The sequence below is a fragment of the Actinoplanes cyaneus genome (assembly GCF_016862095.1).
Classification (GTDB): domain Bacteria; phylum Actinomycetota; class Actinomycetes; order Mycobacteriales; family Micromonosporaceae; genus Actinoplanes; species Actinoplanes cyaneus.
Map to the genome: position 1 here is coordinate 266,454 of NZ_BOMH01000002.1, position 24,263 is coordinate 290,716.

Genomic DNA, 24,263 nt, shown 5'->3' on the forward strand with positions numbered 1-24,263 from the left:
CCCGCGTCCTGCCGCTGCTGATCATGACCGGCGGTGACAGCCGCCCGCGCCGCCGAAGCACCCCATCCCGCCCGGACCAGTTTCCGCCGAATAGTCGCGCGCCAGGTTCCGCGCGGCGGACTGATCGACGGCGGGCGCGAGCGGTTCGTCGTTCAGCGAACGGCGTTGCGCAGGGTCCGGAAGAGTTGGCCCAGGCGCTGGCGATGGTGCAGGGCTATCGCGGTGGAGGCTTCGCCGACGAGGTGCCGGCGCGCGTTGTCGACCAGCACGGTGGTGTAACCGGCGATGAAGAACGCGGCGAGCAGCGTGCTGTCGCCGTCGAAACCCGGGTCGCGGTCGAGTTCGTCGGCCAGCACCTGCTGCAGTTCAGCGGCGAGCTCCCGGGCCCGCGCGATGAGCGGGGTGGAGCGGGCCACGGTGCGGAAGAACGGGACGGACTCGACGGAGGTGCCCGACAGCCCGTGACCGTCCTCGGCCAGCCGCAGCACCATGGCCTCCAGCGAGTCCAGCACGCCGGTGCCGGCGGGACGGTCGCGGACCGCCGAGCGCAGCAGCTGCACGGCGTCGTCGGCCCGGTCCAGCAGGAGATCTTCCTTGCGCGGGAAGTGCTTGAACACGGTGACGGTGGAGACTCCGGCCTCGCGTGCGACGTCGGCCACGGTGACGGCGTCGAACCCCTGGTCGAGGAAGAGCCGGGTGGCGATCTGCGAGATCCGAGCGCGTGTCTGCGGTCCCCCGCGAGCATCGGTGCGTGGCATGCGGCCCCCTCCTGAGTGCCGTCAGCATAGTGGTTGTGTCACTAGCTTTAGTCAGTTAACGTAGTGGTATGTCCACTCCTGAGGCGAGCCCCGCCGCTACGGCTCGATCCGAGTCGCTCGGTGCCAGATGGATCGCCCTTACCGGGTTGTCCGCGGTGTTCCTGTTCGAGATGCTCGACAACTCCATCCTCAACGTCGCGCTGCCGACGATCGGCCGTGAGCTGCAGGCGACGACGACCACGCTGCAGTGGGTGACAGGCGCGTACTCGGTCGTTTTCGGCGGGCTGATGCTGCTGTTCGGGGCGATCGCCGACCGATTCGGGCGACGCCGGGTCATGCTGGCCGGTCTGGTCCTGCTGGGCGCCGCGAGTCTCACGACCATGGTCGTGTCGACCACCTGGCAGCTCATCGCGGTCCGGGCGTGCATGGGAGTCGCGGCGGCGATGACGACCCCGGGCTCGATGGCGCTGGCCTTCCGGTTGTTCCAGGCCGACGACCTGCGCGTGCGGGCCATCACGGTGATCTCGACCGCCGGGCTGGTGGGTCTGGCGATCGGCCCGACGGCAGGCGGGTTCGTGCTCGCCGTCGCCCCGTGGCAGGTCCTGCTCCTCGTCAATGTGCCGATCGCGGCGCTCGCGTTCGCCGGGATCCGCCTCGGCGTCGCCGCGGACGAGCCGAGCGGCCTGCATGCCGATCCGCTGGACATTCCGGGCGCGGTGCTGGGCACAGCGACGATCATCCTGGCCCTGGTCACGCCGACGTTGTTCGTGGACGAGGGCGCCGGCTCGTGGGCGCCCTGGACGGCCGTGGCGGCAACGATCGCCGCGGCGGCGGCCTTCGTCCGGCGCGAGCGAACGGCACGTCATCCCCTGCTCGACCTGCGGCTGCTGGCATTGCCGCTGGTGTCGAGCGGCCTGGCCTACAAGGCCGCCGCCGGCCTCGCCGTCGCAGGCCTCGGCTACCTGGTGACGCTGCTGCTGCAGTTCGCCTGGGGCTGGTCGCCCGCGATGGCGGCCGTCGGCATGCTGCCGCAGGTCATCGTGCTGCTCGCCGGCGGTCGTTTCGTCGCCCCCTTCGTCCGGCGCGTCGGCCTGCAACGGGCGGCCTGGCTCAGCGCCGCGGCCGTCGTCACCGGTCTCGCCGCCTTCGCCGCACTGAGCAGGTTCGGCTACCCCGGGGTGGTCGTCGCGCTCGTGCTCGTCGCCGCCGGCATGCGCGTCGTCGGGGTGGCGGCCGGCACCAACGTGCTGCGCGGCCTGCCGGAAAACCGCACCTCGATCGGCGCGGCCCTCGTCGACACCTCCAGCGAGCTCGCCACCGGCGTCGGGATCGCCACCACCGGCACCATCCTGGCCGCCCTGTTCACCGGCAGCCTCACCGCCTCGACCTGGAGCCCCGCACAGGCCGGGCAGTTCCAGCAGGCGCTGACGATCGCGGCTCTCACCCTCACCGCTGTCGCGGCCGCGCTCGTCGCCTACGGCCTCATCCGCTCGCACACCACCATTGCGGCCAAGGAGCCCCACCATGTCTGACGTCCTGCCGCGCCCGCCGTTCGACCCCGAGCTCGACGTGTTCCTCACCGCCATGCACGAACGCGGCCCCTTCACCCTGACCACCGAGATGCTGCCGCGCATGCGGATGCTGGACACCACCGAACAGGCCCTCGACGAGCGGCTGCGGGCTCAGGGTCTGCAACGCCGCACCCGCACCGTTCCCGGTTACCAGGGCGCCCCCATCAACCTGGCCGTCATCAGCCGGATCGGGCACACCGGCCCGGCGACGTGCTTCTACACCATGCACGGCGGCGGCATGATGTTCGGCCACTACCTGGGCAACCTCGACTCCTACGACGAATGGCTGCTCACCCACGACGACGTGGTCCTCATCAGCGTCGACTACCGCCTCGCGCCGGAGTATCCCGATCCCTACCCGGTCGAGGACTGCTACGCCGGCCTTCTGTGGACCGTCGCCCACGCCGGCGAGCTGGGCATCGACCCCGCGCGCATCGTGCTGGTCGGGCAGAGCGCCGGCGGCGGACTCGCCGCGGGCACCGCGCTCCTGGCCCGCGACCGGCACGGACCACCACTGTTCGGGCAGATCCTGATCTCGCCGATGCTCGACGACAGCGACTCGACCGTCTCGACCCACCAGATCGATGGCGTCGGCGTCGCCGACCGCGCCATGACCCGCTTCGGCTGGACCGCCTACCTCGGCGACCGGCGCGGCAGTGACGACGTCTCGATCTACGCCGCCCCCGCCAGGGCCACCGACCTGACCGGCATGCCACCGACCTACATCGACTGCGCCAGCGCCGAAGTGTTCCGCGACGAAACAGTTGCCTACGCCAGCAGACTGTGGCACGCCGGAATCAACACCGAGTTACACGTCTGGCCGGGCGGATTCCACGGCTTCACCAGCATGATGCCCCAAGCAGCACTGTCACGGACCGCTACCACAGCGCTGACGACGTGGACCAGCCGACTACTCGCTGCATGACGTCGGCGACGCGCCATCACACCATGCCGCCCTGCACAGATGGCTGACCATTCGGGCCATGCCCCATCGGCTGAGTCGGCGGGGCGAGGCCGATGCGGAAACGACGCCCGAAAAGCGATGGTGCAGTGAAGTTCTCAACCACGAGGGGAGCGACTTCATGAACACGCTGACATGGGTAGCGGCCGCGGCGGCAGGTCTGGTCGCCGGTACAGCGATCGGGACGCACCCGGCGTCGGCCGCCGACACCGGCTGCCCGCCCTGGGACGTGGCCTGCCACGCCGCGCAGGGGGCGAAAGACCTGGGAGGCGACCTTTCCGACGCGGCGAAGAAAAGCAATCCGTTCGTGTGCAACGACGGGCGCGGCTGCGACAACGTCACCACCTTCGACGGTCCGCCCTCCGGCCCGACCCGGATTGTCAATGCCGGCGCCGTCCTCCATGGATTCCGCTCTCGCAACGCACCGACGATGTCGTGCGAACAGCGGGGCTCGCGGAGCTTCGACACCTTCGGAATCCCTTTGACGGTGACGAACGACAACGTCGCCACGATCAAGCTGTATTGGCGGAACTCGGGGGGAAGCCGGGTGTTCAAGCGGATTCTTCAGTCCGGCGACAGTGTTCGGTACACCACTTACGGAGGCAGTGTCTGGGAAGTCGCCAACTACAACGGGATGTGCCAACAGCAATTCGCCGTCAAGCCCGGCGCCAGCAGCGCCGAATTCACCGTCAAACCTTGAGGGCTCGACCGTGGCCTGGGCGGCCGCTGCCGCGGCCAGGTCGGCGGCGCAGGTGACCCGGGCCGCCGATCAGGCCGCCGGCGGGGTCAGCGCCGGGCTGAGCGGGCTCTCGTCGCCGCTGCGGTCGACGGCGCTCAGGCAGTAGGTGCTGTTCGCGGCCGGGTGCGGGTCGGCGATCTCGCTGCCGGCGCGGCCGGTCGCGACCAGGTCGGCCGGGCCGCCGCTGGTGCGGTAAAGCGCCCAGTTCGTCGTCGCCACCCCGCTCTGCGTGAAGATCAGCTTGCCGGACGCGTCCTTACGGGCCGCGGTCAGCTGCGGGGTCGCCGGAGTGGTGGCGTTCAGCCGGGCGAGGCGGGGCAGCAGCGCGGGCGCCGCGTAGTGCGCCTTCCGGTACCGGGTGACGGCGCCCAGCTTGTCGTCACGGACCTGGGCGGCGCTGAAATGGATCTCGCCCTGCACGCCGTACTGCCGATTCAGGGTCATCTCCCGGTCGAGCATGGCGGGTTTGCTCCAGTCGCCCTTCTCGCCCACCCGATAGTCGGCCATGCCGATGTAGAGCTGGACGTTCGTGCCCTTCATCAGCGCCGACCACCATTTCAGCAGCGTGGTGTAATCGGCCTTGTCGAATCCGATCGTCCAGTAGAGCTGCGGGACGATGTAGTCGAGCCAGCCGTTCTGCACCCAGGTGCGGGTGTCGGCGTAGATGGTGTCGTAGCTTTCCAGGCCGCTCGTGGCCGAGCCCTTCGGATCGGTCGCCTTGTTGCGCCAGATGCCGAACGGGCTGATCCCGAAACTGACCCACGGCTTCGTCTGCGCGAGCCGCTCGTGCATCTCGCGGACCAGCGTGTTCACGTTCTCGCGGCGCCAGTCGGCCTTGGACTTGCCGGCGCCGTACTTCGCGAACGAGGCGGCGTCCGGGAAGTCCTCCCCGCTGCCCTCCGGGTAGGGGTAGAAGAAGTCGTCGAAGTGCACGCCGTCGACGTCGTACTTCTGCACGGCCTCGAGCATCGAGTCCTCGACGAACTTGCGGGCCTCGGGGATTCCCGGGTCGAAGTAGAAACGGCCGGTCGTGCCGGACGGGTAGGCGACCCGCCATTCCGGGTGCAGGCGCAGCGGGTGGTTCGGCGCGAGTTTCGCGGCGTCGACGCCGACCCCACCGCCGGGGGCCGGCTGAGTTCCGCGGTACGGGTTGAACCACGCATGGAATTGCAGGCCGCGCGCATGTGCCTCGGCGACCATGAACGCCATCGGATCCCACCCGGGCGACTTCCCGTCGAAGCGGCCGGTGAGCCAGTTCGACCAGGGCGCGTAGTCGGACGGCCAGAACGCGTCCCCGCTGGGCCGTACGTGCACGAAGATGGCGTTGTGGTTCTGCGCGACCGCGAGGTCGAGCCACCCCTCGTACTCCGCCTTGACCTGGGCCTCGCTCAGGCCCGGCTTGCTCGGGAAGTCCAGGTTGTAGACAGTGGTCAGCCACATGCCGCGCAGCTCGCGGGTCGCCCGGGTGGGCTGCCCGGCGCACTGGCCGGTCGTTCCGGCGGGGGCGGCGGGCGCGGCGAACGTGCCGCCGCGGATCACCGGCGCCGCGGAGGCCTGGTAGAACGCCGCCCGGGCCAGCCCCGCGCCGATCGCCAGCGCGGCGATCAGCACGACCGACAGGATCAGCCCGAGGCGGAGACGTTGGACCCCGGTCACAGCACCGACCGGTAGACGTCGAGCGTGTCCTCGGCGATGCGCGCCCAGCTGAAGTGCTCCACGGCGCGTCGGCGACCGGCTTTGCCCAGCCGCTCGGCGAGCTGCGGGTCGTTCAGCACCCGGGTGAGGGTGGCGGCCAGGTCGGTGACGAACTTCTCCGGGTGCAGGGGGGTGCCGGTGCCGTCCTCCGCCTGCTCGATCGGGACGAGCAGACCGGTCTCACCGTCCGCGACGACCTCCGGGATGCCGCCGGTCGCCGTGGCGACGACAGCGGTCTCGCAGGCCATCGCCTCCAGGTTGACGATGCCCATCGGCTCGTAGATCGACGGGCAGACGAAGACGGTGGCGTGCGTGAGGACCTGGATGACCTCCTGCTTGGGCAGCATCTCCTGCACCCAGACGACACCGCCGGCATCGCGCGCCGCGCGCAGCTCGTCGGCCAGGGCGGTGACCTCCGCGGCGATCTCCGGAGTGTCCGGGGCGCCGGCCAGCAGGATGATCTGCGCCTCGGCAGGCAGCTCCTTGCAGGCCCGCATCAGGTAGGGCAGGCCCTTCTGCCGGGTGATGCGGCCGACGAAGACGACACTGGGCCGGTTGCGGTCGATGCCGAGGCGGTCGACGACGTCGGTGCCGGAATCCGGCTGGTAGAGGTCGGTGTCGATCCCGTTGTAGACCACCTTGATCTTGTCGGGATTCACCGTGGGGTACGCCTTCAGCACGTCCCGCCGCATCCCCGCGCTGACCGCGATGACCGCGTCGGCGTGCTCGATGGCCGTCCGCTCGCAGTAGGAGGAGAGTGCGTATCCCCCGCCGAGCTGCTCGGCCTTCCACGGGCGCAGCGGTTCCAGGCTGTGTGTGGTCATCACGTGCGGGATGCCGTGCAGCAGCTTCGCGGTGTGCCCGGCGAAGTTCGCATACCAGGTGTGGCTGTGCACGATGTTCGAACCGGCGCAGCCGTCGGCCATCGCCAGGTTCACCCCCATGGTGCGCAGCGCGGCGTTGGCGCCCGCCAGCTCGGCGGGCTCCGGGTACGCCGTCACGCCCTCTTCGGTTCGGGGTGCGCCGAAGCAGTGCACCCGCACGTCGGCGAGCCGCCGCAGGTCCCTGGTCAGGTATTCCAGGTGCACGCCGGCGCCGCCGTACACCTCCGGCGGGTATTCACGGGTCAGAAGGTCCACACGGAGAGCCACGCCCCGCAGGATAGCCCGCGCCCGGGCCGGCGGCATCGGGGAGACACCGCTGGAGAGAGCACCTTCACCAAAGTTCGCCGTGCTTTCCGGTGGCGAACGGAAGGCCGGGATATTAGCGTCCTTGCCATGGCTGTCAAGGTGCTTGCGATCGTTCTGGCCGGTGGAGAAGGCAAGCGCCTGATGCCCCTTACTGCGGACCGGGCCAAGCCCGGTGTCCCGTTCGGCGGCATCTATCGCATGATCGACTTCGTTCTCTCCAACCTCGCGAACGCCGGTTATCTCAAGATCGTCGTTCTCACGCAGTACAAGTCCCACTCGCTCGACCGGCACATCTCCAAGACGTGGCGGATGTCCACGCTGCTCGGCAACTACGTCACCCCGGTGCCGGCCCAGCAGCGGCTCGGCCCGCGGTGGTTCGCCGGCTCGGCCGACGCGATCTACCAGAGCCTCAACCTGATCAACGACGAGTCGCCGGACTACGTGATCGTCTTCGGCGCCGACCACATCTACCGCATGGACCCGAAGCAGATGGTCAACGACCACATCGCCTCGGGTGCCGCGGTCACCGTCGCCGGCATCCGGCAGCCGCTGTCGCTGGCCGACCAGTTCGGCGTGATCGACGTCGGGCCGGACGGGAAGAAGATCCAGGCGTTCCGGGAGAAGCCGCGCGACGCGAAGGGTCTCGCCGACTCCCCCGACGAGGTCTACGCGTCGATGGGCAACTACGTGTTCACCACCCGGGCGCTCTGCGAGGCGGTCTCCCGCGACGCGCAGAACCCGGACAGCAAGCACGACATGGGTGGCAACATCATCCCGATGCTGGTCGAGCGCGGCGAGGCGAACGTCTACGACTTCCGCGACAACGACGTGCCCGGGGCGACCGATCGCGACCGCGGTTACTGGCGGGACGTGGGCACGCTCGACTCGTTCTACGAGGCCCACATGGACCTGATCGCCACCCTGCCGATCTTCAACCTCTACAACCACGACTGGCCGATCTTCACCAACTACGGCTCGTGGCCGCCGGCCAAGTTCGTCCACGGCTACGACGACCGGCAGGGCCGCGCCATCGAGTCGATGATCTCCCCCGGCGTGGTGGTCTCCGGCGCCCTCGTCGAGCGCTCGATCATCTCGCCGAACGTGCGGGTCAACTCGTGGGCGCACGTGGAGGGCTCGGTGCTGATGGAGGGCGTCTCGGTCGGCCGCCGCTCGGTCATCCGCAACGCCATCATCGACAAGAACGTGACGATCCCGGAGGGCGCGCAGATCGGCGTCGATCTCGATCGGGATCGCAAGCTCTACACGGTCAGCGACAACGGCGTGGTGGTCATCGGCAAGGGCCAGCGAGTCGAGCTGTAACGCCCGGCCGCGCTCCGCTCGACCCCTCGACCAGGTCGAAGCTTGACCCTCGACCAGGTCGAGGCGGCACGCTCCTCCCCATGACAGAGCTCACCCTGGAGATGCTGGCGCCGATCCTGCGAGCGGCGTGGAGCCGGGACACCTGCGACCCGCACGACCTGCCCGTCTGGACACCGGCGAACCCGTCCCGCGGGCAGTGCGGGGTGACCGCGCTGGTGGTGCAGGAGTTGCTCGGCGGTGAGCTGCTGCTCGGCGAGGTCCTGGTCGGCGGGGTCAAGGTCGGGCACCACTGGTGGAATCGTCTGCCCGTTGGCCGGGACGTCGACCTCACCGCCGGCCAGTTCCGGCCGGAGGAGATCGTCACGGGGGCGGTGCCGTACCCGGCGCCGACAGCTGGACCGCGGCGGATCACGGCGCAATGGCAGCTGTTCCGGGGCCGCGTGATGGCCGCCCTCGCCGATCAGGAACGGTCAGGGACGCTGATCAGCGAGCGCGGCCGCTGATCAGGAACGGTCGGGGACGCTGACCAGCGAGCGCGGCCGCTGATCAGGAACGGTCGGGGACGCTGACCAGCGAGGCCCCTGATCAGGAACGGTCAGGAACGGTCGCGCAGGGTCGCGGACGGGGAGACGCCGAAACGGGCGCGATAGGCCCCGGCGAAGCGACCCAGATGCGTGAAGCCCCAGTGGTACGCGACCTCGCTGACACTCGCGGTGCCCGGGTCCGCGCGGGTCAGCTCGGCGTGCACGCCGTCCAGGCGCAGGCGCCGCAGGTACGTCATCGGGGACATGCCGACGTGCTGACGGAACGCGTCCTGCAGGACCCGGACCCCGACCCCGGCGATCGCCGCCAGTTCCCGCGACGTGTACGCCCGGGCCGGCGCGGCGTGCATGGCGTCCAGCGCGCGCTTGACGGTCCGCGGACGGTACGGCCCCTGCAGCCCGGCCGGCTCCTCGCCGTACGGGTGCTCGACCGTCAGCGCCAGCCCGCTGACCACCAGATCGCGCCAGCGGGCCGCCATCCGTGGCTGGCTGGCCAGGCCGTCCGCACCGCGCAACTCGGCGAGCAGCAGGCGGACCAGCGCCACCCACGTGCGCCCGGGCCCGTCGATCAGGTCGAAACTCGCGCCGAGCAGCAGCGGTGAGACCACCTGCTGGTCGAGCGCGGCGTCGAGCTCGCGTTCCAGGGCGGCACGGTCGACCTTCACGCTGAGCAGCCGGCACGAGCCGGGCCACTCCAGCTCGATGTGCCCGATGGGCCGGAAGACGGCGGCCCGGGTCGGGTCGGCGAGCACCATCGCGCCGTGGTGCCGGGAGCGGAGCACCCCGGTCAGCGGGACCAGCACGTGGTACGCCGTCTCCAGGTCCCCGATCGAGACCCTGATGTCGGTGCCGTAGCCGACCTCGCCGACCGTGATCGGCCCGAGCTCCACCACGTCGGCGCTGAAGTCGAACCGGCCGGGGTCACCGACCGGTTCGATCCGCAGTGGCGCGTAGTAGAGCTTGCGGCAGAAGGCGCGGGCCTCCTCCACGTCGGTGGTGTGCAGCGCGACGTGGACCGGGACATCGACCGGGAGGCCCGCCATCGTCCCACCCTAGACCGTCAGGAGCGTCCTTCCGGGTACGGCGTTCTCGGGCCAGGTGAACTGGGCGACCGCGCCACCGCGCACGTCCAGCTCGGTCAGCGGCTCGTCGCCGTCGCCCCAGACCGCGTACCGGCCCTCGGCGAGATTGTCGATGACCACGCAGTACGTGACGCCGCCGCGCACGTAGCGGGCCCGGACGGCGGCGTGCTGCCGCTGATCGGGGGCGCCGGCCGGGCTGATCTCGATCTCGTGGCCGTGGAACCGGGCCGGGGTGTCGATGATCAGCGCGCCGATCGTGCCGCCGATGTTCAGCATCACCGTCCCCTGCCCCGAGGGCGCGAGAGTGTGGTGGTGATGCGGATGCCCGTGGTCGTGAGAGTGCGTCATGCCGGCACCGAGAATCCGTCGAACGGCGTACCCAGGTAGGGGAACTTCTTCAGCAGGCCGGAGCTGACGTTCTTGATGCTCAGTCCCTGCTCGACGAGCGCGGCCGCGGCGTCCGGCTTGAAGTCCTTGTTCACCAGCGGCACGGTGACGCCGGCGATCGCCCGCAGCGAGATGGAGACCACGTCGTCGGCGATCCGGCGCCCGTTCGGGAAGCCGGCCACGTCCCCGCCGACCACGCCGAACGCGTTCTCCTTCTTCGCCGGCGGGATCGCCGTGTTCAGCCGCAGCATGTCGGCCTGCAGCTCGCCGGTGTTGTTCTGGAAGCCGTCGATCAGGCCGCTCGGGATGCCGGTGAGCAGGATCGCGAGCAGGTCCGCCCGGTCCTTCTTCTCCTTGTTGAGCGCGGCCAGGTTGTCGAACAGGCCCGGGTAGAGCACCGGCAGCAGCCCGCCCAGTTCCGGGGTGGCCACGAACTCGGCGAACTTCTTGTCCTCGCTCGGCGGCAGGCTGTTCCACTTGTCCTTCTGCGCCATCGGGACGATGACCTCGTTGAACAGCGGGTTGCCGAGCCGCGACACCTGGACCTGCGGGCCCACGTACACGTCGGCGTTCTTGTTGTCGCCGTTGCGGACCTGCACCTGCCGGCGGCTGGCCGACGTCCACACGCCGATCACCGCGCCGGCGTCACTGGCCTTGACCCGCTTCTTGCCGTCCCGGCGGACCATGTCCAGCGGGATCTTGATCGCGATGCTGTGCACGTTGGTCTGGTCGGTCGCGTTGACCGCCTTGCCGGCGTAGTTGAACAGCTTCTGGCCGACCAGGTGCTTGTCCTGGAACGGGCGCAGCGTGGCCAGGTCGAAGATCGCGCCGAGGTCGACGAAGAACGCGTCGGCGCGCTGGCCGGCGAAGACCGTCTCGCGGCTCTTCAGCTTGTGCACCGCGTCGGCGGCGAGCTTCTCGTAGTTCGGGATGGAGACCTTGCCGACGTTGCACGGCGGGCAGGGCAGCTTCTTGGCGAGCACGGTCTGCTTGCCGTGGCTGTCGACCTTGGTCACCGAGAAGAACTGCCGCCGGTTCCAGTTCTCGCTGTCCAGCGATTCGATCTGGCCGGTGTTGTAGAGGAACGTCCGGTCGTTGCGCAGCTCGGTCACGAAGCGGAACTGGTAGGTGACGTCCGGGCGGGCGTCGCCGTTCGCGTCGATGTGAATCTCGTAGAGCACGTCGTCGCCGAACTCGAAGAAGTTCGGGCCGCTCGCCGGAATCTGCAACGGGACGTAATTCGCGATGATGGTGACCGTGTCCGGATCGTCGGGGCTGACGAACGCGTACAGGTCGGAACTGTCGGCAACCGGGTCCTTGCTGATTTCCGGCGCTTCGCGGTGAGAAGACATTGTTGGTGTTCCTCCGGATCAGCGAGCGGCCTTGAGCAGCTGGGCAACGAGTTTCTTGTCGGTCACGGTCTTCTTCGAGCCGCCGGAGAAGACGTCGATCTCGCCCTTCTTGGCGTCCCGGACCGAGATGACCAGGGGGGATCCGTCCGAGGACGACGTGGTCTCGTTCTCCGAGGCGAGGCTGAGCCCGGCAACCGAGGCGGCCGACACGCCGACACCTGCGGCGGTCAGCGCGAGCATCCTCCGGCGATTGAACCGCGGGAACGCCTGGGCACGGTAGCGACTACGACTCATGCTGGGCCTTTCGTCTGTTGGGGGGCCGGACGGGCGTTGCATTGTCGACGCCGGTGATTACGTGATTGGAGATCCAGGAGTTCAAAACTTTTTCCAGGTACCTCTCAGGACCCCGAGATAGGGGCGTTATTGGCTGCTCAGAGCCCTGAACGCCGGCGACGGCCGACGAGCGCGACCAGAAGCGCGACCACCCCCGCACCTAGCGCTGCGCCGATCATCCAGTGACCCGCAGTGATCGAGGACTTCTCCTCCGGTGAGGTGGCCGCGGCGAGAACCGGGTCGGCGGTGGACTCCGCGGCCGGCTCGGCGGCAGGCGCGGCCATGGACGCCTCCGGCGCCGGGGAACTGGTCCGCACCGGCGCGGTCCGCACCGGCGCGGCCTTCTTGGTGGCCGCCGCCGACGGGGCCGCGGGCGCCGACGAGGCCACGGGCGCGGCCGGGAAGACCAGATCGGAGCAGGAGTAATAGGTGTCCGGGGTGCTGGAGGTCTCCCACACCACGTAGAGCAGCTGCCGCCCGGTCCGCTGCGGCAGCGTCACCGACATCCGGTACGACCCACCGGTCAGCGGCGGGTCGGTGAACGTCCCGATCGGCTTGCTCCCCAGGTCGTCCCAGGTCAGGCGCTTCGACGGGTCGTAGCCCGGCCGGGTCAGGAAGACCCGGAACTGACCCTGGTGCGGGATCGTTCCCTCGTACGAGATCGGAAGCTTCTGCCCTGACTTCACGCTCGTCGACGGGAAGTCGTCGCGGGGCAGGTCGAGTCCCTTGTAGTTGTCGAGACCGCCGCTGCACAGCTTGCCGTCCGGCACGGCCTTCCGATCGTTGCCGTTCACGTTCGCGATCCGCAGGTTGTCGAACGCCCCGATGAACCCGTTCGTGGCGACCTTGGCCGCCTTGCACGCCGCCGCCGACGTCTTGATCCCGTTGCCCGCGCAGGCGGCCGACCTGCTGATCGGCGTGATCGGGGCGCCGTGCGCCGAGGCGGGCGGGGACGGCAGGGCGACAGTGGCCGCCGCGGTGAGCAGAGCGGCGGCACAGAGGCGGCGGACGGACACGGGACACTCCCAGGCATGTCACACGACCGGGACGTTCCCGGTCACCCGGGGATACGCAGATCCGGCACCGCTCGTTCAGTGACGGCTGGGCTGTGATTGCATGGCTAGGCCAGTATCACCATCCTGGAGGATTCATGAACAAGCCCGACGTCGGTCACATCCCCGACGAAGCGCCCGCCGATCTCGTGATCGAGGACATCGTCGAGGGCACCGGCCCGGAGGCCAAGCCCGGCGAGTTCGTCAGCGTTCACTACGTGGGCGTCGCCCAGTCCACGGGCAAGGAGTTCGACGCCTCCTACAACCGCGGTGAGGCACTCGGCTTCCGCGTCGGTGGCCAGCAGGTCATCGCCGGGTGGGACCAGGGCGTCGCCGGGATGAAGGTCGGCGGCCGTCGCAAGCTCACCATCCCGCCGCACCTGGGGTACGGCGCGGCCGGCGCGGGCGGCGTGATCAAGCCGAACGAGACCCTGATCTTCGTGGTGGACCTGGTCGAGGTCCACTGACGCGGCAGTAGGTTCCGGCCCGTGGATCGCGACGCGTGATCCACGGGCCGTGAGCCTACGGCCGGGGGTCGTCCCCGGGCCCCTGCAACAACCCGGACAGTCCCTCGGCCGCCTCGGCCTCCAGCCGCGCGACGGCGGCCTCCTCCTCGGCGATCCGGGCCTCCTCGGCCAGGACCTCGGCGGCCACCTCGGCCACGTGCGCGTTGCGCCGCTCCGCGACCGCCTCGAGCAGCGACTCCTCGTAACGCCGCTTGGCCTCAGCGATCTCCCGGTCCATCCGCTCGACCTCGGACTCGTCCGGCCGGGTGTGCTGCCAGATCCGGTTCAGCTGATCCACCGAGAGATCACCCCGGCGGTACGCCTCCAGAGCCGCCCGTTCGACGAGCGTGCGGCTCTCGTCCTTCGGGCCGGTCCACGCGTCCCACCGCGCCTGCTGGTAGTGCTCCTCGGCCTCGTCGCGCACATCGTTCGCCTCGGTGGCCCGCTCCCGCGCCGCGTCCGCGGCCTGCACCGCGCGCTGTGCCGCAGCCCACACCTCGCCGGCGCCGCTCTCCAACTCCACCACCTCCGGAGCCGGCTCGGGCGCCGCGGGTGCGGCCGAGCGACGGCCGGCGACGATCGCCATCCCGCCCAGCGCTAGCACGGCGAACAGCAGCAGCGCCACCGAGATCTGCGCTGCCTCGATCCCCGTTCCACTCACGCCCCTCGACGCTAGTAGAAATGCGAATCAACCGCACATCGAAGGCGCACCCGTGAACTCCCGCGGCACGGGCCGGGCAGAGCCCCGGAACTCGTCCCGGGGCTCGGGTTCCGGGGCGGGCGGCCACGGCTCGTCGATCGGGATCACCGGGCCCCCTTCAGCGCGGCGCACCCGCCGGTCTCCTCCGGGAGCAGCGGACGGAACGTGACCCGCCACTGCTTGCCGCCGGAGGTCCACGGGGTGAGCTGGTTCGCCTTCTCGGCGGCCGCCTGCACGAGGTCCTTCGCGGCGCCGGTGACCGCGACGCAGTGCAGCCCGGTGCCGGGGTTCAGCTCCTCACCCGGCAGCGCCGGGCCGGGCCAGGCCCTCTCCTCCTGCTTCGCGTCGCCCGGCACATACTGTTCGACCAGGGCCACCAGGGTCACCGGCCGGTAGGCAGCCGGCGCGGGCGAACCGGTCTCGGCGGCGAACCCGGTCAGCGCGTCGGCGTAGGCGACGAGCTTCTTCCGGGCGGCACGCTGATCGGCGGTCAGGTTCGGGTCGTCGGGCCGCGCCTGGCGCAGGGCGTTGACCCGTACCGTCTCGGTCCGGCCCTGAGACGTGGCGGTGATCACCGTGTCCGGGATGTCGGTGATGCCGGGCGTCCCGAGATCGGCACCGGACTTCACGCCGGCCTTCAGGGCGTCGTCGGCCCACTGCTGAGCCCGTGCCGGAGTGATCTGCGCGACCAGCACGTTGGGCAGCGCCGGGCCCGGATGGATCATCGGCACCGGACCGTTGCTGATCACCCGCCCGTCCGCGTAGACGGTGATGTCGGGCAACCGGCCGTAGGCATAGTTGGCGGGGACGAAGCCGCCCTCCTGCGCGATGCGGACCAGGACGGCAGGGGTGGCGGCGGCACTCTCGGTGACCGGTTCGGCGGCGGAACCGGCTTCGCCCGGGCGGGCACACCCGGCCATCAGGATCAGGGGGACGGCGGCGGTCAGAAGGCCGCGGGTTCGGGTCATAACGGGTTCGACGAGACGATCCGCCCACCGGTTCCGCCCCGGCGCGACAAACCCGCCGAAAGGATGGATCTTGCGGCCCGGCTCATCCCCTGGAGAACCCGATCACGGTACGACGCGCGCACTCCTGCCGAGCACCGACACCACGTCGCCGGGGTGCAGCTGGCGTCCCCGCCGGGTGTCCACCTCACCGTTCACCGTGACATCGCCGGACGCGATCAGGATCTTGCCCTCGCCCCCGGTGTCGATGAGGTCGGCCAGCTTGAGGAACTGGCCCAGCCGGATCATGTCGCCGTCGATCGGCACGTCGCGCATCCGGACATCATCCGGCACCGCGGCCCGTGCTCCGACGGCAGGGCGGCGACCGTGTCCCCGGCCACGCGGCGGCAGTCCGGGCCCCACGGTCGTGCCCCGGCGACACGACGGGCGACCGCGCTGAAAAGAACTCGAAAACTTTCTGACGGCTGTTGAACCATCGGGGCCCGTGATCCGAACTAACCTCCGTGAGGTATTCGGTAACAGCGCTCACCTTCGTGACGGCCGCCGGGGTGCTCGGCGTGACGGCCGGCCCGGCGTATGCCGACGTCACCGTCAGCCCGGCCAGCGTGCCACAGGGCAGTGGGCAGAACCTGACCTACCACTACGTCAACGACGGTACCCAGCCGGTGTCGCAGGTGACGCTGCTGATCCCGGCGGACAGCCCGATCGCCGAGGTCTATCCGCTCTCGGTCGACGACTGGGCGCCGAAGATCGACTACCAGCAGCTCACCGAGCCGCTGAAGACGATCCACGGCGGCACCCCGGTCACCGAGGCGCCGAAGTCCATCACGTGGATCGCGATGGCCGGCAAGGAGATCAAGCCGGGCGGCGCGGCCGACCTCAGCGTCGCGCTGGGCCCCCTGCCCACGCTCAGCTCGATCACGTTCTCACTGACCGGCAGGTACGCCGACGGCAAGGACGCGCCCGCGATGACCACGAGCCTGGCGCTCACCCCGGACCCGGACGGCTCGATCGCCGCGGCCGGTCACGCGGCCCACGGCGACGCCGGCCCAGCCGCCGGCGAGGACGCGGTCTTCCAGCAGGCGGTCGCCGAAGCCGAGGACGACGCCCGCGGCGGTTCGGCCTTCGCCGTGGCCGGCTGGGTGGTCGCGCTCCTGGCGCTGCTCGGCGCCGGCGTGATGATCCTCCGCAACCGCCACCGCGCCGAGGAGCCCGACGAGTCCCCCGCGCCGGAGGACGAGAGCAGCTCGTCGGGCGGCACGCCCGACGCGGAGGCCGACTCCGGCAAGGAGCCGGTGGCGGCCGGTCGCTGGAGCCTCAAGGGCTGAGACAAGACTCCCCCGCAGGGCAGGGTCCTTGCAGCGGGAAACCTCACGCGGGTGGGCGTGAGGCAGTCGGGTGAGGCGCGTGGGGCGCTGATCACGACAGGCGGGTGGGGCCCCGGGCAAGGCCCGTGATCCGCACGACAGGCGGGTGGGGAGTCGACTCCCCACCCGCCTGCTTGCTCTGCGCTGCTGCTGGCCGCCGGACAGTTCCGAGCACATCCCCAGCCGCGACGCACTCTCCCCGGCCCGGGCTGGCGCTCACGGTCCTCATGAGTGACGGATAACGACCGTGAGGGCCAGCCGGGAGGGCGGCGGCGCGGTGGCGGCCCGGTGCCGGAGCGGCGTCGCGGTCCGGACGGACGGGACGCCGCCGCGTCCGTACCTCAAGGGTGGGTCAATCGTCTTTCAGGGCTGTCGCCACGTCGGCGAACATCGGCAAGTAGTCGCTGAGACCGAGCGTGTCGAAGAGGCGCCGGAGAAAACTGGACGGCGCCGCCAGGCGGACCCAACCGCCCCGCTCCATGGCGCGGCCGTGCGCGGTGACCAGCACCCCGACGCCCATGGAGTCGCAGAAGTCGAGGCCGGCCACGTCGACGACGACGCGCGGGGAGGGGCGTTCGACGAGACGGCCGAGGTTGGCCTTGAGCGCGGGCGCGGTGTCGATGTCGAGGGAACCGCGCAGGACGAGGACGGCCGTGTTGGGTGGATGGTGCGCGACCGATACCTGCATTGTGCTGTGAACCTTCGGGTCGGGGGGCGGACTCGTACAGGCAACCCTATGCGAGCCCGCCAACACCCGCAGTTTCTCAGATCGAGTTACGCCACTTACGACCGTTGCGTCCGATCAGCCGGTCCGCGTCGGCCGGGCCCCAGGAGGCGGCCTCGTACGTCGGGATCGGCGAGCGGTCGTTCGCCCAGTGCTCGATGATCGGGTCGACGACCCGCCACGACTGCTCCACCTCGTCGCTGCGGATGAAGAGCGACGCGTCACCGACCAGCGCGTCCAGCAGCAGGCGCTCGTAGGCCTCCGGGGACTCCTCGACGAAGGTCTGGTCGTAGGAGAAGTCCATGCTCGCCGTCCGCACCCGGAACGAGTGGCCGGGCACCTTCGCCCCGAAGCGCAGCGAGATGCCCTCGTTCGGCTGGATGCGCAGGACCAGGGCGTCGGCGTCGAGCTCGGTGAGCTGGCTGGTCGGGATCGGCAGGTGCGGCGGACGCTGGAACTGCAGCGCGACCTCGGTGACCCGGGCCGGGAGCCGCTTGCCGGTGCGCACGTAGAACGGCACGCCGGCCCAGCGCCAGTTGTCGACGTTGAGGCGCAGCGCCGCATACGTCTCCGTGCGGGACAGCGGGTCGACGCCGACCTCCTCGCGGTAGCCGGCCATCAGCTCCTCGCGGGTGCCGCCCCGCGTGTACTGCCCGCGCACCGCGGCGTCGGCGATGTCCCGGTCGGTGGGCAGCCGGATCGCCTGGAGCAGCTTCACCTTCTCGCTGCGCAGGCCCTCGCCGCCGAACGACGCGGGCGGCTCCATCAGCGCGAGCGCGAGCACCTGGAGCACGTGGTTCTGCACGATGTCGCGCATCGCGCCGGCCGACTCGTAGAAGCCGCCGCGGGTGCCGACGCCGAGCGTCTCGGCGACCGTGATCTGCACGTGGTCGACCCAGGAGCGGTCCCAGATCGGCTGGAAGATCGAGTTGGCGAAGCGCAGGGCCAGAACGTTCTGAACCGTGTCCTTGCCGAGGTAGTGGTCGATCCGGAAGACACTGGTCTCGTCGAACGCGGCGTGCACGACGCCGTCGAGCTCGCGCGCGGTGGCCACATCCCGCCCGTACGGCTTCTCGATCACCAGACGCGCGAACGAGCCCTCGGGCGCGTGGTTGAGCCCGGCGCCGTCGAGCCCGCAGATCACCGGCTCGAACGCGTTCGCCGGGGTCGACAGGTAGAACAGCCGGTTACCGGACGTGCCGCGCTGGGCGTCCAGCTCGTCGAGCGTCTCGGCCAGCCGCTTGTAGGTCTCCGGGTCGTCGTAGCCGCCCGAGACGTAGCGGATGCCGCCGGCGAGCTGTCGCTTCTCGCTCAGGCTGCGGCCGCCGAGGGCGCTCTCCGCGAACTGCTCGTCGGACATCGGTGTCCGGGCGACGCCGACCAGGGCGAACTGGTCGGGCAGCCGGTTGTGCCGGGCGAGGCTCTCGACCGCCGGCAGCAGCTTGCGACGGGTGAGGTCACCAGAGGCGCCGAAGATCACCAGAGTGGCCGGCGGCGCGCTGCGCTCCTGGATGAGCTGAGGTTGGTCCATCTTCTCCGTGTCCTCCGACCGGGTCGTTACCGTCCGTTTGAACCTTACGCAGCGGCCCCCCTTGATGGTTCATCGCGACGTGTGCCGCCGAGCACAATGCGACCGCTTCTCTCGATGCGACAAAGACCTAACCGATAAAAGTGGCAAAATGGGCGCAAAGGTCTGGCAACCGAGGGGGACCCCGTGAAGTACCGGCTCGTGACCCGCAGCGACTTCGACGGCCTGGTCTGCGCCGTGCTGCTGCGGCACCTCGACATGATCGACGACATCATGTTCGTGCACCCCAAGGACGTTCAGGACGGCGTCGTCGACATCACCGATCGGGACATCCTGACGAACCTGCCCTACGACGCCCGCGCGTACCAGGTCTACGACCACCACCACTCGGAGACGCTGCGTAACGAGGGCGACCGGAGCAACCACATCATCGACGCCGACGCGCCGTCCGCCGCGCGCGTGATCTATGACCACTTCGGCGGCCGCGAGCGCTTCCCGAAGGTCTCCGACGACCTGATGCGCGCCGTCGACCAGGCCGACTCGGCCGACTACTCGCTGACCGACATCCTCAGCCCGACCGGCTGGACGCTGCTCAACTTCCTGATGGACAGCCGCACCGGCCTGGGCCGCTTCCGCAACTTCCGGATCTCCAACTACCAGCTGATGATGCAGCTCATCGACGCCTGCATCGAGCACCAGGACGTCCACGAGATCCTCGCGCTGCCCGACGTCGCCGAGCGCGCCATGCTCTTCCACGACTGCTCGGCCCGCTTCGTCGAGCAGCTGCACCGCGTCAGCCACCTCGACGGCGACGTCATCGTCGTCGACCTGCGCGACGAGGAGACCATCGAGGCCGGCAATCGCTTCATGGTCTACGCGCTGTTCCCCGAGGCCCGCGTCTCGGTGCACATCATCTGGGGCCGCCAGAAGCTCAACACCGTCTTCGCCTGCGGCAAATCGATCCTCGACCGCACGTCACCGGTCGACATCGGCGAGATCATGCTCCGCTACGGCGGCGGCGGCCACATCGCCGCCGGCACCTGCCAGGTCCCGCACGACGAGTCCGACCGCGTCGAGCGCGAGATCATCGACGCCCTGCGCACCGAACGGGTCGTCCCGGTCTGAAGATCGGTTCAACGAGGCGAAGCTCAACGTCAAGATCACCATGTCCTACGTCCGCCGTGGCCGAGGTCCGCTGCTCCCGCGGGGACCCTTGCGGGCTTCGCAGGGCCGTGGCCGGCCCAGAACGCGAAACCCTCCAGGGCGGCCTCCGTGGCGGGGCACGGTCAGAGCACAACAAACCCGCGCAACGGCCCCGTCCGCGCGACCGCCCGGCGCGTGAACCCCCGCGAGGTTCGCGCCGGGCCGGGCTCGCGGCGCGGCTCACCCTTCCGGCTGGTTCTCATGGGCGTTATTCGTGCCTCATAACGCCCATGAGAACCAGCCGGAACCGCAACCCGCGCAGCGACACCGCCCCGGGACAGGTCGCGAACCCCATCCCCACGCGACCGGTCGCGGACCTGATCGGCCGGGACCGGTCGCGAACTGCGGAAGGGCGAGGCGGGGCGGCTGCTGATGCGGGGACGGCGTCGCGGACGGGTCAGCGGGTGGGAGCGGAGACGGCGTCGAGGGCGGCGACCGCGGCGCCACGGGCGCCGGCCATGTCCAGGTCCGCGACCAGGGCGAACGTGGCCGCCTTGGCCTGCTCGTCGCGCAGCTGCGTGTGCTCCCGGACGGTGTTGAGGAACCACTGGCGGAAGTGCGGGGCCGCCTCGACGACGCCACCACCCAGGAAGTACGCCGCCGGGTCGGTGAAGTTGGCCGCGATCGTGAACAGCTTGCCGATCGCCCGCGCCTGCTGCCCGAAGACCGCCATCGCGAGCGGGTCCTCCTTCTCCCCGTACCCCCGGAGCAGTTTTGCCGCCCTGCCGATCGGCTCGGCGGCGAGCGGGTGATCCGGGAAACGCTTCAGCCAGTACGGCAGGAGGTTGTTCTTGATCCCGGTCAGCGACGCGATCGCCTCGACGTCGCCGTCGAAGCCGCAGTTGCAGGCCGGCACGGGCTGATCGTCCTCCAGGACGCCGTGCAGCGGGATCTGCACGTGACCGAGCTCGCCCGCCATCCCGGCGGTGCCCTTGACGACCCGCCCGTTCTCGACGACGCCCCCGCCGAGGCCGGTGCCGACGATCGCGGCCACCGATGACGTCTCCAGCGCGGCGGCGCCGAAGTGCCGGTGGTGGGCGTAGAGCGCGGCGGCGTTGGCGTCGTTGTTGTAGATCACCGGCAGGCCCAGCCGTGCCTCGAGGGCGCCCCGGATGTCGAAGCCGTGCCAGGAGACCTGGTTGAAGTTGGTCGCGCCCTTGGACGAGATCACGCCGTTGGCGCTGGCCGGGCCGGGGGTGTCCAGGCCGACCGCGCGGACCAGGGACTTCGGCGTGCTGGTCAGCTCGAGGATGCCGGTGAACGCCTCGGCCAGGGACTCGACGGCCGACTCGGGCCCGTCGAGGACCCGGGACGGGTTCTCCACCAGGTTGTTCACCAGGAACTGCCCGGTCGCGTCGAGAACGGTGGCGTTGTTGCATGTCCCCCCGTTGTCGAGACCGACGACAACCCAGGACGACGGGGTCCGTACCGCTTCAGCCTGATCCACGAACGGAAGCCTACGTCCGGCATGTGTGTCCGGTCACGGGTGCGCCCGGATTGCGGACGCGTTAGTCACGGTTGCGGTCCCGACGACGTTTGACAGAGTCGTCGAAGGGAATCGCATGACGCTCACCCGACGTACTCTCCTCGCCGGAACCGCCGCCGTGACCGCCGGGTTGATCATGGAAGCGCCGGCGCAGGCCGCACCGGCCGCCGCGCAGGCCGCACCGGCTGCCGCGGGCGACCCCGCGCACCTGCTGCGCCGCGCCACCTTCGGGGCGACCCCGCGGTCCCTGGCCGAGTTCCGCAAGCTGGGCGCGCAGGCCTGGCTGGACCGCCAGCTCGACCCGGCCCGGATCGACGACGCCGCCTGTGACGAGCTGCTCGAGCGTCTCCCGCTGGCCGGCGCCTCCCCAGCCGCGGTCCGCGCCGCGCTGCCCAAGGACTCCTACGAGGCGTTCCGCCAGCTCGGCCTGGCCGCCGTCGCCCGGGCCGCCTGGAGCGAGCGTCAGCTCTTCGAGACGGTCGCCGCGTTCTGGGCCAACCACCTGCACGTCGCGGCGCCGTCGGGCGGCATCTGGGACACCCGGAGCGACTACGACGCCCAGGTGATCCGCAAGCACACGTTCGGCCGCTTCGCCGACATGCTCCGCGCCGCCGCGCGGCACCCCGCCATGCTCACGTACCTGGACCAGCGCTCGTCGACGAAGGCGCACCCGAACGAGAACTACGCCCGCGAGCTGATGGAGCTGCACACGGTCGGCCTGGTCTACGACGAGTCCGACGTGCAGGACGCGGCGCGGCTGCTGACCGGCATGACGGTGAGCAAGGCCGGCGGGTACGTCTACGACGCGTCGAAGCACGCCACCGGCCGGGTCGACATCCTCGGTTTCCGGCACGCCAACGATCACGCCGACGGTGAGTCCGCCGCCCTCGCGTTCCTGGACCACCTGGCGAAGCACCCGGACACGGCCCGGACGATCGCCCGCAAGCTCTGTGTCCGGTTCGTCGCCGACGAGCCCCCGGCCGCCCTGGTCACCCGTCTCGCGAAGGTCTACCTGGACAGCGGCACCGCGATCACCCCGGTCCTGCGGGCGCTGTTCACCTCGGCCGAGTTCGCCGCCTCCGCCGGGCAGAAGACGCGCACGCCGTTCGAGGATCTGGTCGCCGCCGTACGCGCTCTGGGCCTGGGCCCCGACAAGGACGGCGTGCAGGGCCTGGACGCGCTCTACGACACGCTCGTGCAGGCCGGGAACGCCCCGTTCCGGTGGGCGCCGCCGAACGGCTTCCCGGACGCCGCCGCGATCTGGGCGTCACCGTCGGGGTTCCTGATGCGCTGCAACCTGCACCTGAACCTGGCCGCGGGCTGGTATCCGAAGCAGCTGACCCGCCCCGCCGACCTGCTGCGATCGCTGGTGCCGGTGCTGCCGGCGACGTACGGCGGCCTGGTCGACGCCCTCGCGGTCCGGCTGATCGGGACCAAGCTGCCGGCCGCGCACACCGAGGCCGTGCTCAGCGTCGCGAAGAAGGTGCCGAACTCTCCCCTCGAGACCGGCGACAAGCATCTCGCCGGCCACGCCCCGTACCTGATCGCGCTCGTCCTCGACGCGCCGTCCTTCCAGCTGAGGTGACCATGAGAACTTCCCGTCGCACACTGCTCGGCGGAGCGCTGGCAGGGCTCGCCGGGACCACGCTGAGCACGCGGACGGCCTTCGCCGCGGAGAGCTGGTCCGGCGACACCCTGGTCGTGATCTCGCTGCGCGGCGGCTTCGACGGCCTCTCCGCGATCGTCCCGATCGGCGATCCCGGCTACTACGCGGCACGGCCGGCCATCGCCGTACCGAAGGAGAAAGTCATCGGCGGTGACGGGAGCTTCGGCCTGCACCCGGCGCTGAGCCCGCTCCTTCCGCTCTGGAAGAGCGGGAAGCTGGCCGCCGTGCACGCGGTCGGGCAGCCGAACCCGACCCGGTCGCACTTCGCCGCGATGGAGGCCCTGGAGAACGCTGCGCCCGGCACCTCGCTGCGCAGCGGCTGGCTGGACCGCATGCTCGGCCTGACCGGCGCCACCGCCCCGCTGGCCGGGGTGTCGCTGGGACACGCGATGCCCTCGCGGATCCTGATGGGCCCGGCCGCCGACGTGGCGATGACCGGCATCGACGGCTTCACGCTGGCCGGCGACGGGAAGCGGCCGATGGCGGCCGCGCTGCGTGCCATGTATGGGGACGACCCGGCGGCGAGGTCCGCCGATCGCGCGCTCGCCGCTGTCGCGAAGATCAAGGATGCGCCGTACGACGGGACGGCCGCCTACCCCGCCACCGAGCTCGGCAAGGCCCTGCGTGACGTCGCGCGCTTGATCAAGGCGAAGGCCGGCCTGGTCACGGCCGCCGTCGACTGCGGCGATTGGGACATGCACGAGGGCCTCGGCACCGCGGTCAAGGGCCAGCGGATGTACGACGAGCTGGCCGATCTGGCCGCCGCGCTGGGCGCGTTCATGACGGATCTGGGGGACGCGACCGCGAACGTGACGGTGCTGACGATCAGCGAGTTCGGCCGCCGGGTCCAGGAGAACTCGTCGCGCGGCGCCGACCACGGGCACGGCAACGCGATGCTGCTGCTCGGTGGCGGGATCCGCGGCGGCCGGGTGTACGCGAACTGGCCCGGCCTGTCCCCCGGCGCCCTGGTGGCCGGGGATCTCGCCGCGACCAGCGACTACCGCGCGGTGATCGGCGAGCTGCTGCAGAAGCGCTGCGGCGTCGGCGCGCTCGGCTCGGTCTTCCCGGGCGTCAAGCCGACCTCGTTCGGGCTGGCCACGGCCCGGTGAGGAAGACGCCTGGTAAAGCAATACGGG

General features: G+C 70.4%; 24 protein-coding genes. 10 read left to right on the forward strand and 14 right to left on the reverse strand.

Annotated features, from left to right (window positions below):
• Window positions 1–152: 152 nt before the first annotated feature.
• A complete protein-coding gene (locus tag Acy02nite_RS02150; protein ID WP_203738031.1) occupies window positions 153–758 on the reverse strand; it encodes a TetR/AcrR family transcriptional regulator in 606 nt (201 codons plus the stop codon).
• Between the two features lie 68 nt (window positions 759–826).
• On the opposite strand from Acy02nite_RS02150, the gene Acy02nite_RS02155 reads away from it, so the two are divergent.
• From Acy02nite_RS02155 to Acy02nite_RS02165, 3 genes are read left to right on the forward strand one after another with little or no spacing between them, the layout of a single operon-like run.
• Window positions 827–2,290, forward strand: coding sequence for an MFS transporter (locus Acy02nite_RS02155; protein WP_203738032.1), 1,464 nt, complete (start codon window positions 827–829; stop codon window positions 2,288–2,290).
• On the forward strand, window positions 2,283–3,254 hold the full coding sequence (locus Acy02nite_RS02160) for an alpha/beta hydrolase (RefSeq protein ID WP_203738033.1): 972 nt from the start codon (window positions 2,283–2,285) through the stop codon (window positions 3,252–3,254). The genes Acy02nite_RS02155 and Acy02nite_RS02160 overlap by 8 nt, the downstream gene beginning before the upstream one ends.
• 58 nt (window positions 3,255–3,312) lie before the next feature.
• Entirely contained in the window at window positions 3,313–3,990 is a 678-nt protein-coding gene (locus Acy02nite_RS02165) for a hypothetical protein (RefSeq protein WP_203738034.1), read from the forward strand.
• Window positions 3,991–4,059: 69 nt separating this feature from the next.
• On the opposite strand, the gene Acy02nite_RS02170 is transcribed toward Acy02nite_RS02165, so the two are convergent.
• Together Acy02nite_RS02170 and glgA are read right to left on the reverse strand one after the other, a co-directional pair.
• Window positions 4,060–5,685 (reverse strand): glycoside hydrolase family 10-like protein, encoded by a 1,626-nt coding sequence (locus tag Acy02nite_RS02170; protein ID WP_203738035.1) that lies wholly within the window; start codon window positions 5,683–5,685, stop codon window positions 4,060–4,062.
• Window positions 5,682–6,875: a glycogen synthase gene (glgA, locus tag Acy02nite_RS02175; RefSeq protein WP_239174091.1), complete on the reverse strand. Its 1,194-nt coding sequence runs from the start codon at window positions 6,873–6,875 to the stop codon at window positions 5,682–5,684. Before glgA ends, Acy02nite_RS02170 begins: the two co-directional genes overlap by 4 nt.
• A gap of 126 nt (window positions 6,876–7,001) precedes the next feature.
• Here glgA and glgC point away from each other — a divergent pair, with 126 nt between their 5' ends.
• Together glgC and Acy02nite_RS02185 are read left to right on the forward strand one after the other, a co-directional pair.
• A complete protein-coding gene (gene glgC, locus Acy02nite_RS02180; protein WP_203738037.1) occupies window positions 7,002–8,234 on the forward strand; it encodes a glucose-1-phosphate adenylyltransferase in 1,233 nt (410 codons plus the stop codon).
• 80 nt (window positions 8,235–8,314) lie between these two features.
• On the forward strand, window positions 8,315–8,737 hold the full coding sequence (locus Acy02nite_RS02185) for a YunG family protein (RefSeq protein WP_203738038.1): 423 nt from the start codon (window positions 8,315–8,317) through the stop codon (window positions 8,735–8,737).
• Window positions 8,738–8,829: 92 nt separating this feature from the next.
• On the opposite strand, the gene Acy02nite_RS02190 is transcribed toward Acy02nite_RS02185, so the two are convergent.
• From Acy02nite_RS02190 to Acy02nite_RS02210, 5 genes are all read right to left on the reverse strand, one after another.
• The gene (locus Acy02nite_RS02190; RefSeq protein ID WP_203738039.1) at window positions 8,830–9,819 is read right to left on the reverse strand and encodes an AraC family transcriptional regulator; all 990 of its coding nucleotides are present in this window, start codon (window positions 9,817–9,819) and stop codon (window positions 8,830–8,832) included.
• A gap of 9 nt (window positions 9,820–9,828) precedes the next feature.
• Window positions 9,829–10,206, reverse strand: coding sequence for a phospholipase (locus tag Acy02nite_RS02195; RefSeq protein WP_203738040.1), 378 nt, complete (start codon window positions 10,204–10,206; stop codon window positions 9,829–9,831).
• Entirely contained in the window at window positions 10,203–11,597 is a 1,395-nt protein-coding gene (locus Acy02nite_RS02200; protein ID WP_203738041.1) for a DUF4331 domain-containing protein, read from the reverse strand. The genes Acy02nite_RS02195 and Acy02nite_RS02200 overlap by 4 nt, the downstream gene beginning before the upstream one ends.
• A gap of 18 nt (window positions 11,598–11,615) precedes the next feature.
• On the reverse strand, window positions 11,616–11,891 hold the full coding sequence (locus tag Acy02nite_RS02205; protein ID WP_203738042.1) for a hypothetical protein: 276 nt from the start codon (window positions 11,889–11,891) through the stop codon (window positions 11,616–11,618).
• Between the two features lie 137 nt (window positions 11,892–12,028).
• Entirely contained in the window at window positions 12,029–12,946 is a 918-nt protein-coding gene (locus Acy02nite_RS02210; RefSeq protein WP_203738043.1) for a lytic polysaccharide monooxygenase, read from the reverse strand.
• A 134-nt stretch (window positions 12,947–13,080) separates the two neighbouring features.
• Between Acy02nite_RS02210 and Acy02nite_RS02215 the strand changes: the two genes are divergently transcribed.
• A complete protein-coding gene (locus Acy02nite_RS02215; protein WP_203738044.1) occupies window positions 13,081–13,449 on the forward strand; it encodes an FKBP-type peptidyl-prolyl cis-trans isomerase in 369 nt (122 codons plus the stop codon).
• Window positions 13,450–13,504: 55 nt separating this feature from the next.
• On the opposite strand, the gene Acy02nite_RS02220 is transcribed toward Acy02nite_RS02215, so the two are convergent.
• The 3 genes from Acy02nite_RS02220 to Acy02nite_RS02230 all read right to left on the reverse strand — a co-directional run bounded on the left by Acy02nite_RS02220 (window position 13,505) and on the right by Acy02nite_RS02230 (window position 15,468).
• Window positions 13,505–14,149 carry a hypothetical protein gene (locus Acy02nite_RS02220; RefSeq protein ID WP_203738045.1) on the reverse strand — a complete coding sequence of 215 codons (645 nt, stop codon included), beginning with the start codon at window positions 14,147–14,149 and terminating at the stop codon, window positions 13,505–13,507.
• A 143-nt stretch (window positions 14,150–14,292) separates the two neighbouring features.
• Window positions 14,293–15,156, reverse strand: coding sequence for a hypothetical protein (locus Acy02nite_RS02225; RefSeq protein ID WP_203738046.1), 864 nt, complete (start codon window positions 15,154–15,156; stop codon window positions 14,293–14,295).
• A 102-nt stretch (window positions 15,157–15,258) separates the two neighbouring features.
• Window positions 15,259–15,468 carry an RNA-binding S4 domain-containing protein gene (locus tag Acy02nite_RS02230; RefSeq protein ID WP_203738047.1) on the reverse strand — a complete coding sequence of 70 codons (210 nt, stop codon included), beginning with the start codon at window positions 15,466–15,468 and terminating at the stop codon, window positions 15,259–15,261.
• Window positions 15,469–15,656: 188 nt separating this feature from the next.
• Between Acy02nite_RS02230 and Acy02nite_RS02235 the strand changes: the two genes are divergently transcribed.
• Entirely contained in the window at window positions 15,657–16,481 is an 825-nt protein-coding gene (locus tag Acy02nite_RS02235) for a DUF1775 domain-containing protein (RefSeq protein ID WP_203738048.1), read from the forward strand.
• A gap of 391 nt (window positions 16,482–16,872) precedes the next feature.
• Here Acy02nite_RS02235 and Acy02nite_RS02240 read toward each other — a convergent pair whose 3' ends face one another.
• The gene (locus Acy02nite_RS02240) at window positions 16,873–17,208 is read right to left on the reverse strand and encodes an STAS domain-containing protein (RefSeq protein WP_203738049.1); all 336 of its coding nucleotides are present in this window, start codon (window positions 17,206–17,208) and stop codon (window positions 16,873–16,875) included.
• Between the two features lie 76 nt (window positions 17,209–17,284).
• Window positions 17,285–18,775, reverse strand: coding sequence for a glucose-6-phosphate dehydrogenase (gene zwf, locus Acy02nite_RS02245; RefSeq protein ID WP_203738050.1), 1,491 nt, complete (start codon window positions 18,773–18,775; stop codon window positions 17,285–17,287).
• A 183-nt stretch (window positions 18,776–18,958) separates the two neighbouring features.
• Here zwf and Acy02nite_RS02250 point away from each other — a divergent pair, with 183 nt between their 5' ends.
• Window positions 18,959–19,897: a DHH family phosphoesterase gene (locus tag Acy02nite_RS02250; RefSeq protein ID WP_203738051.1), complete on the forward strand. Its 939-nt coding sequence runs from the start codon at window positions 18,959–18,961 to the stop codon at window positions 19,895–19,897.
• Between the two features lie 475 nt (window positions 19,898–20,372).
• Here the strand turns inward: Acy02nite_RS02250 and Acy02nite_RS02255 are convergent, their stop codons facing one another.
• The gene (locus Acy02nite_RS02255) at window positions 20,373–21,422 is read right to left on the reverse strand and encodes an ROK family protein (protein ID WP_203738052.1); all 1,050 of its coding nucleotides are present in this window, start codon (window positions 21,420–21,422) and stop codon (window positions 20,373–20,375) included.
• A 115-nt stretch (window positions 21,423–21,537) separates the two neighbouring features.
• Here Acy02nite_RS02255 and Acy02nite_RS02260 point away from each other — a divergent pair, with 115 nt between their 5' ends.
• Together Acy02nite_RS02260 and Acy02nite_RS02265 are read left to right on the forward strand one after the other, a co-directional pair.
• On the forward strand, window positions 21,538–23,046 hold the full coding sequence (locus Acy02nite_RS02260; RefSeq protein ID WP_203738053.1) for a DUF1800 domain-containing protein: 1,509 nt from the start codon (window positions 21,538–21,540) through the stop codon (window positions 23,044–23,046).
• Between the two features lie 2 nt (window positions 23,047–23,048).
• Window positions 23,049–24,236, forward strand: coding sequence for a DUF1501 domain-containing protein (locus tag Acy02nite_RS02265; RefSeq protein WP_203738054.1), 1,188 nt, complete (start codon window positions 23,049–23,051; stop codon window positions 24,234–24,236).
• The last annotated feature ends 27 nt before the right edge of the window (window positions 24,237–24,263 follow it).